The sequence below is a fragment of the Pseudobdellovibrio exovorus JSS genome (genome assembly GCF_000348725.1).
In the GTDB taxonomy this organism is placed as follows: Bacteria; Bdellovibrionota; Bdellovibrionia; order Bdellovibrionales; family Bdellovibrionaceae; genus Pseudobdellovibrio; species Pseudobdellovibrio exovorus.
Genome location: NC_020813.1, coordinates 1,271,862 through 1,288,528, shown reverse-complemented (window position 1 = coordinate 1,288,528; position 16,667 = coordinate 1,271,862). Strand labels below are relative to the sequence as shown.

Here is a 16,667-nt window from a genome sequence, read left to right as displayed (position 1 = left end):
AGGTTTTGCTAAAACAATTGTTGATTTCATTTATAAAAAATAAAATCATTGAGGTATGACAAAAAAATCAAACCTCCTACTCGTAAGCTTACTTATAACTATCGGCTTGTTTATCTACCTCACGATTCATCACTATGCTCTTAAGATAGGTCTAGGTGGAAATTCCCTCTGCGCGATCAGTAGCGCCCTTAACTGTGATGCTGCTGCAACCAGCTCTTTCGCTGAAGTTCTAGGGTTACCTATCGCCCTTCTTGGAACAGCTTTCCATGTTATTCTTTTTCTATTCGTACTTTTGAATCGAGTAGGCCTCATCGACAGTTCAGCTCAATTACAAAAAACTGTACGTGGAATGCTAATTCTGTCAGCAGTAACCTCTGTAGTTATGGCCATCGTTTCAGCCATCTTTATCAGAGTTTTATGCCCGTTCTGCGCAGGGACTTATGTATTTTCGGTAATCAATCTGATTTTAGGATGGAACATCATTAAGGACTTCGATTCTAGTGATTTCTCGTGGGGCTCTTATTTTGGTGAATACAAAGCTCATGTGATTGCTCTAGCCGCCATCCCAGCGCTAACTTGGGCAGTAAATGGCATGATTTTAGATAATTATGGCATCAGTGAAATCAAGAAACGCATTCCTGAAAGATTAGCGGCATGGAACGCTAGCCCTGTGCAAAAATTTGATGCGTCTGTAGGTCTAACAAATCAAGTAGAGAATCCACGCATCACATTGGTAGAATTTGCAGACTTCAAATGTCCACACTGTAAAACGGCATCACAAACTATTGATGTGTTCCTAAAAGGAAAAAGCGATATCCATTTCACTTACAAACCTTATCCTTTAGATGGCACATGCAACGACAATGTTTCCTTCAAGGGTGATGGCTCGCGCTGCTTAATGGCCGCCTACACTTTATGTGCAGAAAAAATTGCAAAAAAAGGCTGGGATGTTCACCATTGGCTGTTTGAAAACCAACGCGATATTATCGATCTGACCGACGCAACAAAGCTTTTACCGACTTTCCAAAAAGAGTACGGGCTTGTACCTGATGAGATGACTGCTTGTGCTGATTCAACAGAAATTTACGAAGCGATCAGAAAGAGTGCACAAGAAGGTGCTGCCGCTCAGGTTGAAGGGACTCCTACTATTTTTATGAATGGTAAAAAGCTTCCTTGGGGGCAATTCCTTGATATTCTAAAAGCGGCTGCCGCTTACTAGAAAAAATTGAGTTTTAGGCAAGCTGAGAAATCAGTTTGCCTAAAAAAACTTATCTAAGATAAAAGAGAATGACTTATCTATATACTCGTTAGCCACGATTTCAATCGTCGATCCAAGACCATAGAAAAGATCTAAAACCAACCCTGCTGCAAATACAATTGTTAGAGCCAACGCTATGGATCTCACTACCATAATGGTTGAGCGCGCGTCTTTTAATCGCAATTCTTCCATGCTCTCTTCAATTTTTCGCATAACGAATTTTAACTCTTTGAAGTGCTCGCGAAAACGCTCTTTTAGCTCTTGTTGCTTTGTTCGCGTTAAAGAGGCCAAACCGGGGAAGTTCCGTTTCGTTCGAATGGCATAAATCAGATCAATCCCATGCAGAACATAGCGCTCTACTTTTGCGCGGAAATTGGGATACTCAGAACCATCATCTAAAAACTGCTTCAGCCCTTGAATGGCTTTTTCATAGTCCTCGTTGATAACTAAGGTCAAAATATTATAGCGAATAGTATTCGGACGCCCCAAATCTGAAGCATCAATATCCGCCGTACGTTTTGACCTAAGAACCGGTTCTCCCATTCTTAACTTATCGGCAACACCCCACAGAACATGAGTCTAGCTAAAGGTCCAGTTTTATCCCATTATGATTCAAGCTAGACTATTTTATGGCAAACTAGACCTATGAGGGGCAGCTAAGGCCCCACTGCAACTTCAGGAGGAAGTTATGGAGTTTGAAATCAACGATTTGGAAATCATCGACACCCCTATCGACCATCACCAAATGGCCAATTCTGTTATCGCTTCGGAAACAAGCCTCCATAACTCGAATTCTTTAATCTTGAAAGAGCTCCATAAAGAAAACGAAGAGCTACAAAACAAGCTTAAACTTAATTACAGACGACTTCTTTTATTCGAAACAGAAAACACAAAACTCATCGAAGAGAAAAATAAACTGTTTTTTGAAACACAAAACTATATCGAACAAAACCGCATTCTGTCCGAGAAAAACAACCTTCTTGAAAAAGAAAGCGCTGCGGCTCAAACTCGCCAAGCTCTACTAAATGACAAAATTGAATCTTTAGAAAAGATTAATAAAACACAACTGTCTGAGATCAAAAGATTCACAAAGTTTCACGACAAAATCCAGCAAGTCGTCAAACCATTCATCGTTGACCTAAAAAGACAAATTTTGATGCTAAAAACAGAATTGGGACAAACTCAAGCTACGCACCAAAACTTGATGAATACATACAAAGAACATTGCGCCCAAACAGATCTTCAACTTCATCAAAAAACAAACGAAATCAATTCATTAAATGTTGAAAAGAATCTCATGATTCAAACTTATGAAGAACAAATCCATTCGTTCTCGAAAGAGATTTTAGATTTACAAACTCAGAACGATTCCGCACACAAAGAAGTCGCTCGCCTTAAGAAGGCCGTTGAATTTAAAAACTATTTTGAAAATGAAGTGATCCGCTTCAAGCGCATTCACGAAGAAGATCAAAAATCAATTGCCGAGATGACACAGAAAAAAGCAGCTTTAGAAGCTAGTCTGATTTCCCTTGAGCAAAATACAAGTGAAATGAAACAGGCTTTGGTTACTAGCCAAAGCCGCCTGAAAGATACTGAAAATCAATTGGAAGTAACACGGGCTCAGTTCGCTAAAAAAATTGATGAGCTCAATACAGCGACTGACCGCTTAGGACGACTAGAAAGACTCAACATTCAGTTGAGCCAAGAAATCAGCACTAAACAAAGTTAAGAGCTTCAGAAAGTGTAGTAAACTTTTTCAGACCTGTAATGCCCTTCAGGTCTAAAAGCTTATGAAAATCTGACTGAAGACCTACTACACGTGCATCTTCTATCATCTGAATCGATTCAAAAAATGTAGCAATATTAGCTGATGCTGTAAAATTCAGCTTATCCACACAGAAAACAACCTTGCGTTTCTTTAGTTTTCTTTCACATACATCACGAAAAGGCTTATTCTGATCTGGCTCGATACGCCCACTCACTTCCACAACCATAAGATCACCAACTTCATAATAATGCGCGCGCATAAGCACCCTCTTTCCTGTGATACTTCGTTATCGGCAGATCAAAAAATTAATCAATGTACCTTAGTCTAAGTGGTGACTTTTATAGATCAGGTGTTAAGCTTTGAAAGCTGATGAAAATTTCTGTTTTTCTGCTCTTTATCCTATGCTTTTTGAGGCTCGACCTTAGTTTGGCTCAGTCCGTGAGTTCCTCTACGCCCACCAGTGCTAAAATTCAGGGTTTTATCATCAGCGCAGACGAACTGGAACGAGACAACGAAAGCCAGATCCTCTACCTCAAAGGCAAAGTAAAAGTCATCTACGGCACGCAGTTCTTTGAAGCCGATGATGTAGAAATTCATTTCAAAAAGAAGCAAGCTTTTTTAAAAGGGAATGTTCTTGTTCAGTCCACAAGTTATCAAATAGGTGGAAAAGAAATTATCCTTGATTACGAAGCCAATCAGGCCTTGATTTACTATGGCTATGTCCAATCAAATAATATTCGCTTTCAAGGCGATGTTATCGAAAAGCAAAATGATACCGAGTTCTATGTTGAAAATGCAGACTACACCACTTGCTCAAACTGTCCCCCTACTTGGAGTTTCAAAGGCAGCAAAATTAAGGCCGAGCTTGGCGGTTACGCTTACATTAAGAACAGTCTTTTAAAAGTCGCTGGGCTTCCTGCGTTTTGGCTACCTTATTTAGTGGTTCCACTCAAATCCGAACGCCAATCCGGTCTGCTCACGCCAGAAATCAGTTACAGCCGCAATCGTCATCTGGTTTTGACTCAAAGTTTTTTTTGGGCCGTTTCACGATCGCAAGACGCTACGTTTACTTTTAAAAATTACGAACTCGGCGGCTTAAAACCAATGGTAGAACACCGCTACGCTTTAAATGATGATTCGAACGGAATCACCAAGTTCGCTTACTTGAATGATAAGGTATTTGCTTCCGAATCCCGCTATAACAATTACCGAAGCCCCGACGATAGAGAATCTTCCTATAGCCGTTGGGCCCTTAACTCTTATCATCAGTACAGCCCCAATAGATCGAATCGTTTTCAAGCACAGTTAATGCTTGTCAGTGACTTGCAATATCCAAAAGATTTCTATGAAGAGTTCACCAACTATTCAGACTCGGCTCTAGAAAATAAGTTTAGCTACACCAAAACATGGGATCACTCTTTATTCTCTGTGGAAGCAGCTTACTACAGAAATCTACTACAGGCGGACCCACTAGCTTCCAACACAGCCGCGGTACATCGTTTGCCTGAAATACACATCGATAGTACAACTAAAAAAATTCAAGATCTTCCTCTGTATTGGACTTTTAGCTCCAACTTCACAAGCTTTGCTCGCGACAGAGCTTACGATGACATGAGCACTTTAAATGGTCAGCGCTATGTGACCAACAACTACGCTGATCCACGCTGCGAAAATGCAGCCATGGCTGGCTGCCAGCCCGTCTACGATGGCGCCTATGATCCTTACAACGACATCATCCGAACGGGAAATCGCCTCATCATGAAAGCGACTCTGAATACTGATACTTATAACATCGGTAACTTCATTAACATCATGCCGAAGCTTTCCTATAACGAGATTGATTATTTTCTACCTGTAGGCGATAGCAAGACTGCGAGTAAACGTTACTTACAATTCGAAGTCAGTACGCGTACTAAGTTCTTTAGAATTTATGATTCGGATTACGACAAGACAGGTGTGAAGTATAAAAACGAAATTATTCCTGAAATCACTTACTCCTCCACACCTTGGATTAACAAAGATGATCATCCTTTTTTCGGAACCACTGTCGAGACTCCTTACTCTTCACGCAGTATTATTTCAGACAACGATGTGAATAACCAAGGAGGAATTCTTTTCGATCATGACGATCGCATAGACAACCTTCATATTATTTCTTTTTCTTTGCTCAATCGATTGGTTCGTAAAAAACGTGAAGACAACACCTATAGAACTTTGGTAAATTTTCGCCTGACTCAATCTTATGACCTCTACCATCTGCAACATGCCACTGGTAATAAACAGCCTCTTTCGGATCTTGCCGCCACATTGGTTTTAGACTTTGATCATGTACAAAGTTACACTCAAGCCAATTACTATCCTTATCTTTCCGCAACCAATACACTTACAACCCTAAGCTATCTAAATGAAGATCAGCAGTACTTCAAAATTGGATTAAGCAGTAAACGCACTGAAGAACCAAAACAGGATGATATCTCGTTTGCCATTGGCTTCGTTTCTAATTATATCAATTTACTGACCGGAGTTATTTTCGATGCGAGCCCGAACAGAAGTAGCACTTCTAGATTGAAAAAATACTCATTAATCACTCAGCTTAAACCACCTGGGGAATGCTGGACTGTTAACTTCTATCGTGAACAAAAAGTCGGTCTAGAGGCTGAATGGAAAATCAGTTTCGACTTCTCGTTTGATGGAAAACCAACAAAAGTCATCCCTCCGGCTGAGCTCAACATTAACTAAAGAAAAGCCTTCTTGACGCTCTATTTGATCAATTTATATACTGGGGCAAACCAACGAGGATTATAAAGAGGATTATTATGAAGATTAATTTGTTTAGTTTTTACTCGGTTATTGGTGCGCTAGTTTTGGCTTCATCTGTAGCACAGGCTCAAGCCCAAAGACCTCCTAACACTCAACCAGCTCCTCAGCCACAACAGCAACCGGTCAATCGCCCCCCACAGCCTCAAAAACAGGTGATCATCGAAAAAGTAAAGCCAGCACCGCCTACATTCCGCGTATTGGGTGGCTATGAATACAGTCTAGTTTCCCCATCTGATCTAAATGACTATCGCTCACGTCAGCTATGGAATAATACGACGGCATCTCAAGGAACATTCTCGTCAATGAATGGCTTCACCGTTGGTGGTGGCATGAGACTAGGATCTGGTTTCCTAGGCCTTGAATACACCCGTTCTTTCCAAGAACTTAATAACACTCAAGTCACTGCAACAACAACTTTCATCCAAGATACATTCGAGTATGAATCGGTTTTCGCTCTTTACGATTTAGCTTTTGAAATTGATGATCAAAACAGTTTCGAACTCGGCGGTGGTATTGGGTATGCATTAAAATATCGTTACCACAATGTTTTAACAGCTAATGGCGTTCAAGAAGACGTTTACTGGCAAGATCAACCTATGGCTTTTAAAGTCAGAGCTTTTTACAACTACCACTTCACTCCGAACATCATTATCCGTGCCGGTGGACAGTATGAGTATGTCACTTCAGGCGATATGACGGTTGATGGCAATCACCCTACAGTCGTAGTTAATGGCGGTGCCATCATCAACGGACAAAAACTACGTAATCAAGATGGAAGCGCAGTGAAAGTTGATATGTCAGGACTGCGTTTAAGTATCGGCGCGGCTGTAGCATTCTAAAACTAAGTAATACTAATCCATCGCGACATCAATCACCCGCACTTGATTTAATTGATTCACAAGCGCGATATAGACCCCGAGCTCAAATTCGGGGTTTCTTTTTTGAAAATCTTGAAACAACATTAAATTTCTACGTAACTTATCAAGCTGCTGAGGCGATATTCTTTCAAAGACGCGCCATTCATCATCTAAAGACTTCACTTCGATCAAAGAAATTTTTTTTGAACTTATGGCTAATACGTCTATTTCGGCAATCTGAGTTTTAATATTACGAAAGACGACATAACCCTTTTGCTTCAGAAGTTTGGCGACGGCCTCTTCAGCACGATGTCCACGAATATGATTTTTATCTAACGATGAATTCTTTGACTCCGCCGAAGCTTTGACGATGCCACTTACACGGACCCATCTCTTGAATTTTTTGACGATGATAAGGAGTTCCGTATCCTTTGTGTTTTTCAAATCCGTAAGCATTAAAATCCTGCGCAATCTCTTTCATCAAATGATCTCGAGCCACTTTGGCCGCAATTGATGCTGCAGAAATTAGACTTACCTTTTTATCACCTTGAATGATGGCCTGTTGCTTAAAAGATTCCAAATTCGGAATGATGTCCCGTCCATCCACGAGAACACTTCCTGCTGTGATTTGAAGACCTGCTATTGCACGTCTCATCGCAAGGAAGCTGGCTTGCAAGATATTGATCTTATCAATTTCTTCCACACTCGCCCAGCCCACACAGACCAGATGATGTTGCTGGATACTGAGCGCAAGTTCTTCACGTTCTTCTTCTTTAAGAAGTTTTGAGTCTTTATATTTTTCCGTGTCGATTTCAGATTTAAAGATAACAGCGGCGGCTGCAACAGGGCCGGCCAGACAGCCGCGCCCCACTTCATCGACTCCGATAAACGGAGTCGGAAAATTCTTGAGGTCTATTTTTGGATCAAGAAGCGAAAAGTTCACTTCTGAAGAAACTACTCAGCAGAGTCTGGAGTCGCAAGCTCAGATTCGATACGAGCTGCTTTACCATCAAGATCACGTAAGTAGTATAATTTAGCGCGACGAACTTTACCGTGACTCACTAATTCTACTGATTCAATAGCTGGAGATCTGAATGGGAAAGTTCTTTCAACACCAACACCTGCAGAGATCTTACGAACTGTGAAAGTTTTATGTGCGTGACCTTGAATTTTAGTTACTACGCCTTTGTACAACTGAACGCGCTCTTTTTCGCCTTCAACAACTTTAACGTAAACATTTACTGTATCACCAGGGCTGAAAGCCGCGATTTTAGGGCTTACTTTTCTAGTTGTTACACGTTTAACAAGATTAGTTTCTTTTCCTGTAAAGCTAGATGCTGTTGTCTTTTTAGTTCTAGCCTTTGTTGTTTTAGTTGCTTTTGCTTTTGCCATGTTCAATCCCTAACTTTACCTAAATAAATTAATCTTTCTTATTTAAAGAGAATATGAATTATCATGACCCGAGGAGTCGGTCAAGACAGATACTCACTGCCGAACGAACACTGAGATGCCTATAGTCATCAGTCGAGGCTCCCTTGATCGGTTCTAGAACTCCATAGCAGGTTTTCATGAAATCCTGCGTCAAACCAAACCCTGTCCCAAATACAAGAAAATAGGGCTGATTTTCGGTTTCTAGGACTTCACGGAAGCTCTGAAAGCTAAAACGCTCTTGTCCCTCAAGGCTACGGGCGCTGGTCACCACCACACGGGCATTTTCATGCCCCCAGTCCTTCATAGCAGCTTGTAGGTTTTCAGCCGTTCTGACGTCCCTTAAGGCCGTTTTACGCATAGGATTGAACTTAGACCCCTCGCCCACATTCCAGTGATCTAAGACCCTCTCAACAAACATCAGTTGTTCTTTTGTGGGGTGAACAATGTAATAGCGATCAATACCATAAACACGACATGCGCGCGCAATATCATGTATATCAAAATTGGTGATGTTCGTGGCAACCAAATCGCCAGCACGATCTTTAGTCGGATAATGAAGTAGGGCCACAGCCAATGGTGCTTTACGTTTCACTGTTCCTCTTTTTCAATAAGTCCGGTCTTTTTTTCTGAGTCACTTCTAAAGCCATCTTCTGCTTCCACTCTTTAATTTTTTTATGATCACCTGACAACAGCACGTCTGGAACCTTCTGTTCATTCCAAACTTGAGGACGAGTGTATTGAGGAGCTTCTAAAAGTTGGTTTTGCAAAGAATCCTCTTCTGCCGACTGCAACTGCCCCAGAACACCAGGGACAAAGCGAGAAACCGCCTCAATCACCACCAAGGCCGGGATTTCTCCGCCAGACAGAACATAGTCCCCAATAGACCACTCTTCATCCACATACTGATCAATAAATCTTTGATCCACACCTGCGTAGCGACCACAGATCAAAATAATCTCGTCGGCACCCATCTGATCTTGCGCTATTTGCTGTGCCTCAGCCGAAGTGAACAGCTTCCCTTGCGGCGTAAAATAGATCACCTTTTGATTTTTCGCCTTATCAAGAATAGTCAGCAGAGCTTTTTCAAGAATATCGGCACGTATTAACATCCCATCGCCACCGCCGAATGGTGCCTCGTCCACAGATTTGTAACTATTGTCTGAAAAATCACGTAAAGGAATCAGCTCTATTGAAAGAAGGTTTTTATTTAATGCCTTAGCAATAAGAGCATCGCCCAGATAGCTGCGAATGAGCTCTGGGAACAGGGTGATGATCTTGAGCTGAACTCGGCGATCTTCAAGCTCAGTCACGATTGATCTCCAGAAGCCCTTCCGGTAACGACATCAAAATTGTCTGCTGTTCATAATCAATCGCGACAACAAAATCTTCAACAAATGGGATCTCGTAGACAGAGCTATCTGCCGCCTGCACAACTAACAAATCCTGAATACCGTTTGATGAAAAGGATTCGACTTGTCCTATGGGCCCTAAATGCTCGTCTTTGACGGTGAAATTCAAAACTTCACGTAGATATAAAGACTCGCCTTGTTGAGCGACGAAAAGGTCCTCAGGAACCCACACTTCGGCTCCTTTAAACTCTTCGGCACGATTGCGATCATCAAAGCCTGCTAGTTTTACAATAAAGCCTTTTTTGAAGGATTTAACTTTTTGAATGTCAAAAGACTGCTGTTCATCAGAGCGCTTTAAAGCCAATTGCTTCAACTTACTACCCCAAGAAACATCGCCAGAAAAAATAAGAATATATAGATCGCCACGGATACCATGGGCATCCATAACTTTACCAACATGCACACACTCTTTTTGATTCAACTCTGCCATGACCTAATCCAAAATAAAAAAGGAGCCCTAAAAGCTCCTTTTTTATTTATCTTGTATTTATCTTAAAGGGAACTACTCAACGATATCTAAGTGGTAGCGCTTATTCAGCTTAGTTCCTGCCGCGCGGATGATAGTTCTCATTGCCGCTGCTGTTTTTCCTTGTTTCCCGATGACTTTACCAAGGTCTTCTTTATCTACTTTTAGAGCTAGTAACGTGGTTTGTTGACCTGGGATTTCATCCACAACTACATTTTCTGGTTTATCCACCAGAGATTTAGCCATATGTTCAACAAGTTCTTTTAAATTGTCCATTTATACGACTCCCGCATCTGCTTGTGCGTATTTTTGCAAAAAACAGGTATTACTGACAACAATTATTTTAAATCTTATTTCATTTATTTAAAACAAATATCGCCAGTAATGAGCAGATAACTAAGCTTTTTTAGCTTTAGCTGCTTTTACTTGTTTTTTAGACGGCTTTGTCTCAACTCCAGCCAATTTCAATACGTGACGTACTGTATCTGAAGGCTGAGCACCTTTTGTTAACCAGTCTTTAGCTTTTTCAACATTCAAGGTAACTTTTTGTTGTTTACCCATTGGAGATGGAATGTAAGTGCCTAAAACTTCAATGAAGCGACCAGTAACATACTTGCGAGAGTCTGCAACAGTGATTCTGTACGCAGGATCATGTTTCTTACCAACGCGTGCTAGACGAATAACGACCATGAGAATACCTTCCTTATAACTATAACGATCTGTAAATCGCACTTAAACAAAATGCAAAGACAAGATTTATAACCTAATTAGCTCTAATTTCAAATAATTTTCTTTAAAAAGGCCTAGAAAAGCCAGAAAAGATCTTTTCCTCACTTAAAAAGGAAATTTCATAGGCGATTTTCCACCCCTCATAGCTTTTCCCAAACCCATCTTCATCATGCCAGACATCATCTTTTTCGCTTCCTCGAACTGTTTGATGAGCTTGTTCACATCCTGAACCCGAGTTCCGCTTCCATCCGCAATTCTTTGACGCCGTGAGCCATTTAATACCCTGTGATCTTCACGCTCTTGAATCGTCATCGAGTTGATAATGGCCTCAATCTTTTTCATTTCGCTGTCCGGAGGGGTCATATTTTTCATCTGTTTTGAAATCTCACCCATCCCCGGAAGAAACTTCAACATGCTCTCGAGGCCGCCCATTTTTTTCAATTGCTGAATTTGGGATAAGAAATCCGTTAATGTGAACTCATTGTTCATCATTCTTTTCGCTGATTTTTCGACCTCTTGGTGGTCCATCACTTCCTGAGCCTTCTCGACCAAGGAAAGAACATCACCCATATCAAGGATACGACCAGCTAAGCGATCAGGATGGAAGACCTCTAATGCAGAGACTTTTTCTCCGACCCCCATAAATTTAATAGGAATACCCGTCATTTCACGAATCGAAAGAGCCGCTCCACCGCGGGCATCACCATCTACCTTCGTCAACACAAGCCCTGTCAGTCCAAGGCGTTGATGGAAGGTTTCAGCCACGCTTACGGCTTGTTGACCTAACATCGCATCTGCAACCAATAAAATTTCGGTAGGAGTGATCACCTGTTTTAGATCTTCCAACTCTTTCATCAGCTCGTCATCAATCTGCAAGCGACCCGCAGTATCCAACAACAGAACATCAATCATTTCTTTTTTAGCCCAAGCCAACGCCTGTGTTAAAATATCTTCTGGCTTCATTTCTGTAGTAGAAGAAAAACAACTGAATCCATTTTGTTTGGCCAAAATTTGAAGTTGCTCAATCGCTGCCGGACGATAGATATCGGCTGGCACAAATCCTACTTTTTTTCCTAACTTTTGACGTAGATACAATCCCAGTTTCGCTGTCGATGTTGTTTTACCCGCACCTTGCAAACCCACCATCATGATCACCGATGGATTTTCACGGACATTCACATCAACTTTATCACCACCCAATGTCTGCACTAATTCATCGTGTACGATTTTAGTGAACATTTGACCGGGGTTAACATTCTTAATGACTTCAGCACCAATGGCTTTAGCTTTCACGCGATCAATGAAGTTTTTAACCACTTTAAAGTTTACGTCAGCCTCTAAAAGACTCATGCGAATCTCTTTAATTGCCTCTTCGATATTCGATTCCGATATCGTCGCCTGACCTCTGAGTTTTTTTACAGAACCTAAAATTTTATCCGATAAACTCTCAAACATTTTATCTCCTTAAACTCATCCGCTTACACATCTGATAATAACTTACCAACGAGCAAACGAACCTCTACGCAATGAAAACTGCGCCATCACAAACGTTACCAATACACCCACAAACGTAATGGCTACGGCAGATTCTAGACTCACATCCGCCTGTCCGATGATGGCATAACGGAACCCATTAATTAGATAGAAAAGTGGATTCATCTTAGAAACCGCTTGCCATATAGGGTGCAGAGTTTGGATTGAGATAAAAACTCCTCCCAAATAAGTCAATGGCAGCAGAATAAAAGTACTGAAAGCACTGAGCTGATCAAAAGAATTTGCCAATACAGCAATAAAAATTCCGATAAATGAAAAAATAAAACCACCTACTAGAAAAAAGTAGATCAACCAGAAGGGATGCTCCACATGAAGCCATGTGTGCAACTGCATGTAATGAAACAAAATACCCACGGCGCCAATAATCAGGGCCACCAGTGTTCCACGGAAGACTCCTCCCAATCCCATAGCCCAAATAATATATGAGTTCGGAATAGGTGCGACGCGAATATCCTCTAAGTCACCTGAAAACTTAGATGTCACCACCGATGATGATGAGTTCTGAAAGGCATTATTAATTAGTCCCATAACCATAAGGCCGGGGATTAAAAAGCTGAGGTAATCAATACCACTGGCCAATTGAACATTAGACCCAAGTGAAACACCAAATACCAAAAGGTAAAGAAAAGAACTCACTATGGGACTCACAACTGTTTGAATCACCACTTTGAAGAAGCGTTTTACTTCTCTTCTAACTAGGGTGTAAAAAATAATCATAGAAGTACTCATTGTGCCGCCCATTACTGTGCCACCATTTTAGAAAAGGCATTTTCTAAACGACCTTCTTCAATTTTAATATCTTGAATATCAGAAAGATTGATTTGATGTTTCATCAACAATTCAGATATGCCTAGGCGGTTCGATTCAATAAACTCACGAACTTCACCATTTTTCATCATCAGAACCATCTTTTTATTAGAGTATTCAGCAATCATATCCTGCGGAGTCCCGTTAAAAAGTACAGTTCCTTTATTGATGATCGCCACGCGATCACACATTCTTTCAGCTTCTTCAAGGTAATGGGTCGTCAGTAGAATTGAAATACCCTCAGCCTTAAGCTCATGCACAAAATCCCACAGAGACTCTCTTAAACTGACATCCACACCTGCTGTGGGTTCATCTAACAACAAAAGCTTAGGCGAATGTACGAGCGCCTTCGCAATCATCAAGCGACGTTTCATGCCCCCAGATAATTGTTTTACCTTTTTACGACGATGTTCCCAAAGAGATAGCTTCTGCATCAAATAATCACAGCGCTCTTTGTTTTTTAGGATTCCATAATAACCGGATTGAAATCCTAAAATTTCCTCAATAGTAAAAAAGCCCGTGTTGATCACTTCTTGGTGAACCACACCCACATTCATCTTGGTTTTTAATGGCTGTTTTAAAACACTGTCTCCGAAGACAAATAGTTCTCCGGATGTGGGCTTCTCGAGTGTGATGATCGACGAAATCAATGTAGTCTTACCAGCCCCATTGGGACCCAGAAGACCAAAGATGGAGCCGGCCTCGATAGAAAACGAAACACCTTTTAGTGCCTCAACTGCTTTACCAGCAACTTTGTCTTTATAGGTTTTTTTAAGATCTCTAACTTCAAGAGCTTTCATTACACTCACCTAAACTTTAACGGGCCCGAGAAATACTAGAAGCAAAAACCACGTCCGGATTTTCTTTCTGCGCCCAATTCAAATCCCATTCTTGATTTAATAACAGAACAGGTTGATCAATAACATCACGGAACATTTGGAAGTTGCCCTTTAGCTGACTTAAAGGCTTACCATCTTCCGTTCTTGGCCAACGGGCCACACTGAATGGCAAACGGGTCAGCTTCACTTCCAGATTATACTCATCTTGCAAACGATGGACTAAAACTTCAAATTGCAGTTCCCCTACCGCACCAATGATGGTCTCTTGATTTCCAATAATAGGATCAAAGAACAACTGAATGGCTCCTTCTTCCGAAAGATGCATAAGAGCTTCATTTAATTTCGTTCTTTTTAAAGCATCACGGACAGATAACTTTGCAAATAACTCTGGAGCAAATTTAGGAATATCCTCAAATGTCACATAGCCTTGGGTTGACAGGCAGTCCCCAATTGCAAAATTGCCTGTATCGGCTACGCCGACGATGTCTCCGGCATAAGCCTCGTCCACAGTCTCTTTATCGGCAGCGACGAACTGACTTGAATACGACAAACGGAATTCACGCTCAAGCCGTGCATGGTTGACTTTCATACCACGTTCAAATTTTCCGGAACAAATGCGCACAAAGGCGATGCGATCGCGGTGGCGCTTATCCATATTCGCCTGAATTTTAAAAACAAATCCCGAAAAGAATGCCGAAAGCGGATTCACTTCCGTTCCTTTTTTTGTAGGACGAGCTTTTGGCCCTGGTGCAAACTGCGTAAAGAACTGAAGGAATGTGTCGACCCCAAAATTTTGTTTTGCAGAACCAAATGTCACCGGAGACAGCTTGCCCGTTAAAAAGTCATTCACATCAAATGGTGGCAACGCGCTTTCAATCAGTTCTAATTCGTCACGAACCTGTTGCAAACTTTCATGGTCTAAGTATTTTTCTAGAATCGGATCCTGAGGCCCCGAGAAGTCATAAACTTCTACGGCTAAGTCATCTTCACGTCTTTGATCGTAGAAATAGACTTTCTTATTTAAGCGATTGTAAATACCTTTGAAGCGCTGACCAATTCCCAGAGGCCATGTCACAGGATAACACTGCATATTCAAGGTTTTTTCAATTTCATCAATTAAGGTCAATGGGTCTTTACCTTCACGATCGAGCTTATTCACAAATGTGAAAATCGGAATATTGCGGTAGCGACAGACATCGTAAAGTTTTTTCGTACGATCTTCCACACCCTTGGCAACGTCAATCAACATGCAGGCACTTTCAACCGCCATCAATACACGATACGTATCTTCCGAGAAGTCTTTATGGCCCGGAGTATCCAACAAATTAATACGGAGATCATTATAGTCGAAAGTCATCACAGATGAAGTGATCGAAATCCCCTTTTGGCGCTCAAGCTCCATCCAATCAGAGGTCACAGCTTTCGTTCCTGATTTTCCTTTAACTTCACCCGTTTCATGGATCACACCACCATGAAAAAGTAACTTTTCTGTTAGTGTTGTTTTTCCCGCATCCGGATGGGAGATAATAGCAAACGTACGACGACGTTCGATTTCTTTCTGCACAGCTGGCACAGCCAAATTGGCAGTTGCATTGGTTGAATTTGACATAGGTTCTTTTGTATCTTTTTTCAGGGGTCAGTACAAGCCTTGACCGCGCTTCTTTTTTTACTTAATCTGCCCGCGATCTCAATTAGCTCATGGTGGTTTGGAGCCACCGGCTGACAACTGAAAGGGGTTACCATGTCACGTGATCACGACAATACGCAGTCTGATTCTGCTGAAAAAGCAGTCTATTTTATCAGTACATTTTATAAGTTCCAGAAGGACGCCGATCCCGAGAAAACAAAAGCTTATCTGGAAGAGTTAGCTCAAAAACTTGATGTTCGCGGACTCATCATTATCGGTACCGAAGGCTTCAACGCTACAGTTTGTGCCAAAACTCCTGAAAGTATGGAAGATTACAAACAGGGCATTCGCGATTACTTTAAGGTTCCCGATCTTTTCTTTAAAGACTCTGTATCTGATGTACGTCCATTTAGACGTTTCCGTGTCAAAATTCGCAAGGAAATCGTTACTCTTGGCGACACCTCTTTAGTTCCTTACGATATGGAAGGCAAGAATCATCACCTTTCGCCGACCGAGTGGAATCAAGTGATGAAAAATGAAGACCATGTGATCATCGATACGCGCAACTGGTATGAAACTAAAATTGGAACATTCAAGGGCTCTTTAAACCCTATGACCGATAAATTCACAGAGTTCCCAGAGTATTTAGAAAGCAAAAACATCCCAAAAGACAAAAAGATTTTGATTTTTTGTACGGGCGGTATTCGCTGCGAAAAAGGCATCTTGGAAGTGCAAAAACAAGGATATGAAAACGTCTACCAGCTTTATGGTGGGATTTTAAATTACTTGAAGGAATATCCGAACGATCAGTTCGAGGGAGAATGTTTTGTCTTCGATCATCGCGTCGCTGTGGACCAAGAGCTTCAACCTTCGACTCAATACAAACTGTGTCCTCACTGCGGCCAACCCGGTAAAACAGAAATTGATTGTAAACGCTGCGACACTCACGCTTTGATTTGCGAAGACTGCTCAGAAATTCCTTTCAAACAAGACACCTGCTCGAAAAATTGTGCCCATCACTACGAACTACATCCCGAGCGCAAAGCCGAAAGACAAGAGCTGCCTTTCGAATCGGAAGAGTGGTAAACAAAACGAGCCTTAC

General features: G+C 41.4%; 19 protein-coding genes. 5 read left to right on the top strand and 14 right to left on the bottom strand.

What is annotated here, in order from left to right:
- The first annotated feature begins 55 nt into the window (after nucleotides 1–55).
- Nucleotides 56–1,219 (top strand): vitamin K epoxide reductase/DsbA family protein, encoded by a 1,164-nt coding sequence (locus A11Q_RS06365; RefSeq protein ID WP_015469972.1) that lies wholly within the window; start codon nucleotides 56–58, stop codon nucleotides 1,217–1,219.
- A 39-nt stretch (nucleotides 1,220–1,258) separates the two neighbouring features.
- On the opposite strand, the gene A11Q_RS06360 is transcribed toward A11Q_RS06365, so the two are convergent.
- Nucleotides 1,259–1,801, bottom strand: coding sequence for a hypothetical protein (locus tag A11Q_RS06360; protein WP_015469971.1), 543 nt, complete (start codon nucleotides 1,799–1,801; stop codon nucleotides 1,259–1,261).
- 145 nt (nucleotides 1,802–1,946) lie between these two features.
- Here A11Q_RS06360 and A11Q_RS06355 point away from each other — a divergent pair, with 145 nt between their 5' ends.
- Nucleotides 1,947–2,987, top strand: coding sequence for a coiled-coil domain-containing protein (locus tag A11Q_RS06355; RefSeq protein WP_015469970.1), 1,041 nt, complete (start codon nucleotides 1,947–1,949; stop codon nucleotides 2,985–2,987).
- Here A11Q_RS06355 and A11Q_RS06350 read toward each other — a convergent pair.
- Nucleotides 2,974–3,285: a hypothetical protein gene (locus tag A11Q_RS06350; RefSeq protein WP_015469969.1), complete on the bottom strand. Its 312-nt coding sequence runs from the start codon at nucleotides 3,283–3,285 to the stop codon at nucleotides 2,974–2,976. The genes A11Q_RS06355 and A11Q_RS06350 overlap by 14 nt on opposite strands.
- Before the next feature lie 179 nt (nucleotides 3,286–3,464).
- On the opposite strand from A11Q_RS06350, the gene A11Q_RS06345 reads away from it, so the two are divergent.
- Together A11Q_RS06345 and A11Q_RS06340 are read left to right on the top strand one after the other, a co-directional pair.
- The gene (locus A11Q_RS06345) at nucleotides 3,465–5,765 is read left to right on the top strand and encodes an LPS-assembly protein LptD (protein ID WP_158320357.1); all 2,301 of its coding nucleotides are present in this window, start codon (nucleotides 3,465–3,467) and stop codon (nucleotides 5,763–5,765) included.
- A gap of 77 nt (nucleotides 5,766–5,842) precedes the next feature.
- Nucleotides 5,843–6,685 (top strand): hypothetical protein, encoded by an 843-nt coding sequence (locus A11Q_RS06340; protein ID WP_015469967.1) that lies wholly within the window; start codon nucleotides 5,843–5,845, stop codon nucleotides 6,683–6,685.
- Nucleotides 6,686–6,697: 12 nt separating this feature from the next.
- Here A11Q_RS06340 and A11Q_RS13695 read toward each other — a convergent pair whose 3' ends face one another.
- From A11Q_RS13695 to A11Q_RS06280, 12 genes are all read right to left on the bottom strand, one after another.
- Complete coding sequence (locus tag A11Q_RS13695) at nucleotides 6,698–7,147, bottom strand: YraN family protein (protein ID WP_083860489.1); 450 nt, start codon at nucleotides 7,145–7,147, stop codon at nucleotides 6,698–6,700.
- Complete coding sequence (locus A11Q_RS06330; protein ID WP_148284953.1) at nucleotides 7,032–7,646, bottom strand: ribonuclease HII; 615 nt, start codon at nucleotides 7,644–7,646, stop codon at nucleotides 7,032–7,034. The genes A11Q_RS13695 and A11Q_RS06330 overlap by 116 nt, the downstream gene beginning before the upstream one ends.
- Before the next feature lie 11 nt (nucleotides 7,647–7,657).
- Nucleotides 7,658–8,095 carry a 50S ribosomal protein L19 gene (rplS, locus tag A11Q_RS06325; protein WP_015469965.1) on the bottom strand — a complete coding sequence of 146 codons (438 nt, stop codon included), beginning with the start codon at nucleotides 8,093–8,095 and terminating at the stop codon, nucleotides 7,658–7,660.
- A 61-nt stretch (nucleotides 8,096–8,156) separates the two neighbouring features.
- Nucleotides 8,157–8,726, bottom strand: a complete 570-nt coding sequence (locus A11Q_RS06320) for an RNA methyltransferase (RefSeq protein WP_015469964.1) — start codon at nucleotides 8,724–8,726, stop codon at nucleotides 8,157–8,159.
- Nucleotides 8,716–9,444, bottom strand: coding sequence for a tRNA (guanosine(37)-N1)-methyltransferase TrmD (gene trmD, locus A11Q_RS06315; RefSeq protein ID WP_015469963.1), 729 nt, complete (start codon nucleotides 9,442–9,444; stop codon nucleotides 8,716–8,718). The genes A11Q_RS06320 and trmD overlap by 11 nt, the downstream gene beginning before the upstream one ends.
- Complete coding sequence (rimM, locus tag A11Q_RS06310; RefSeq protein ID WP_015469962.1) at nucleotides 9,437–9,973, bottom strand: ribosome maturation factor RimM; 537 nt, start codon at nucleotides 9,971–9,973, stop codon at nucleotides 9,437–9,439. Before rimM ends, trmD begins: the two co-directional genes overlap by 8 nt.
- A gap of 72 nt (nucleotides 9,974–10,045) precedes the next feature.
- Nucleotides 10,046–10,285 carry a KH domain-containing protein gene (locus A11Q_RS06305; protein ID WP_015469961.1) on the bottom strand — a complete coding sequence of 80 codons (240 nt, stop codon included), beginning with the start codon at nucleotides 10,283–10,285 and terminating at the stop codon, nucleotides 10,046–10,048.
- Between the two features lie 120 nt (nucleotides 10,286–10,405).
- The gene (gene rpsP, locus A11Q_RS06300) at nucleotides 10,406–10,699 is read right to left on the bottom strand and encodes a 30S ribosomal protein S16 (protein WP_015469960.1); all 294 of its coding nucleotides are present in this window, start codon (nucleotides 10,697–10,699) and stop codon (nucleotides 10,406–10,408) included.
- 144 nt (nucleotides 10,700–10,843) lie between these two features.
- On the bottom strand, nucleotides 10,844–12,193 hold the full coding sequence (gene ffh, locus A11Q_RS06295) for a signal recognition particle protein (RefSeq protein ID WP_015469959.1): 1,350 nt from the start codon (nucleotides 12,191–12,193) through the stop codon (nucleotides 10,844–10,846).
- A gap of 42 nt (nucleotides 12,194–12,235) precedes the next feature.
- Nucleotides 12,236–13,021 (bottom strand): ABC transporter permease, encoded by a 786-nt coding sequence (locus tag A11Q_RS06290; protein ID WP_235044646.1) that lies wholly within the window; start codon nucleotides 13,019–13,021, stop codon nucleotides 12,236–12,238.
- Between the two features lie 11 nt (nucleotides 13,022–13,032).
- Nucleotides 13,033–13,899 carry an ABC transporter ATP-binding protein gene (locus A11Q_RS06285; RefSeq protein WP_015469957.1) on the bottom strand — a complete coding sequence of 289 codons (867 nt, stop codon included), beginning with the start codon at nucleotides 13,897–13,899 and terminating at the stop codon, nucleotides 13,033–13,035.
- A gap of 16 nt (nucleotides 13,900–13,915) precedes the next feature.
- Nucleotides 13,916–15,547 (bottom strand): peptide chain release factor 3, encoded by a 1,632-nt coding sequence (locus A11Q_RS06280; protein ID WP_015469956.1) that lies wholly within the window; start codon nucleotides 15,545–15,547, stop codon nucleotides 13,916–13,918.
- 132 nt (nucleotides 15,548–15,679) lie between these two features.
- On the opposite strand from A11Q_RS06280, the gene trhO reads away from it, so the two are divergent.
- Nucleotides 15,680–16,651: an oxygen-dependent tRNA uridine(34) hydroxylase TrhO gene (trhO, locus tag A11Q_RS06275; protein ID WP_015469955.1), complete on the top strand. Its 972-nt coding sequence runs from the start codon at nucleotides 15,680–15,682 to the stop codon at nucleotides 16,649–16,651.
- Nucleotides 16,652–16,667 lie beyond the last annotated feature (16 nt).

Excerpts from the sequence above, each read along its gene's own strand:
- A11Q_RS06365 (WP_015469972.1), top strand. The coding sequence starts at position 56 with ATGACAAAAAAATCAAACCTCCTACTCGTAAGCTTACTTATAACTATC.
- A11Q_RS06360 (WP_015469971.1), bottom strand. The coding sequence starts at position 1,801 with ATGGGAGAACCGGTTCTTAGGTCAAAACGTACGGCGGATATTGATGCT.
- A11Q_RS06355 (WP_015469970.1), top strand. The coding sequence starts at position 1,947 with ATGGAGTTTGAAATCAACGATTTGGAAATCATCGACACCCCTATCGAC.
- A11Q_RS06350 (WP_015469969.1), bottom strand. The coding sequence starts at position 3,285 with ATGCGCGCGCATTATTATGAAGTTGGTGATCTTATGGTTGTGGAAGTG.
- A11Q_RS06340 (WP_015469967.1), top strand. The coding sequence starts at position 5,843 with ATGAAGATTAATTTGTTTAGTTTTTACTCGGTTATTGGTGCGCTAGTT.
- rplS (WP_015469965.1), bottom strand. The coding sequence starts at position 8,095 with ATGGCAAAAGCAAAAGCAACTAAAACAACAAAGGCTAGAACTAAAAAG.
- rimM (WP_015469962.1), bottom strand. The coding sequence starts at position 9,973 with ATGGCAGAGTTGAATCAAAAAGAGTGTGTGCATGTTGGTAAAGTTATG.
- A11Q_RS06305 (WP_015469961.1), bottom strand. The coding sequence starts at position 10,285 with ATGGACAATTTAAAAGAACTTGTTGAACATATGGCTAAATCTCTGGTG.
- rpsP (WP_015469960.1), bottom strand. The coding sequence starts at position 10,699 with ATGGTCGTTATTCGTCTAGCACGCGTTGGTAAGAAACATGATCCTGCG.
- ffh (WP_015469959.1), bottom strand. The coding sequence starts at position 12,193 with ATGTTTGAGAGTTTATCGGATAAAATTTTAGGTTCTGTAAAAAAACTC.
- A11Q_RS06290 (WP_235044646.1), bottom strand. The coding sequence starts at position 13,021 with ATGAGTACTTCTATGATTATTTTTTACACCCTAGTTAGAAGAGAAGTA.
- A11Q_RS06285 (WP_015469957.1), bottom strand. The coding sequence starts at position 13,899 with ATGAAAGCTCTTGAAGTTAGAGATCTTAAAAAAACCTATAAAGACAAA.
- A11Q_RS06280 (WP_015469956.1), bottom strand. The coding sequence starts at position 15,547 with ATGTCAAATTCAACCAATGCAACTGCCAATTTGGCTGTGCCAGCTGTG.
- trhO (WP_015469955.1), top strand. The coding sequence starts at position 15,680 with ATGTCACGTGATCACGACAATACGCAGTCTGATTCTGCTGAAAAAGCA.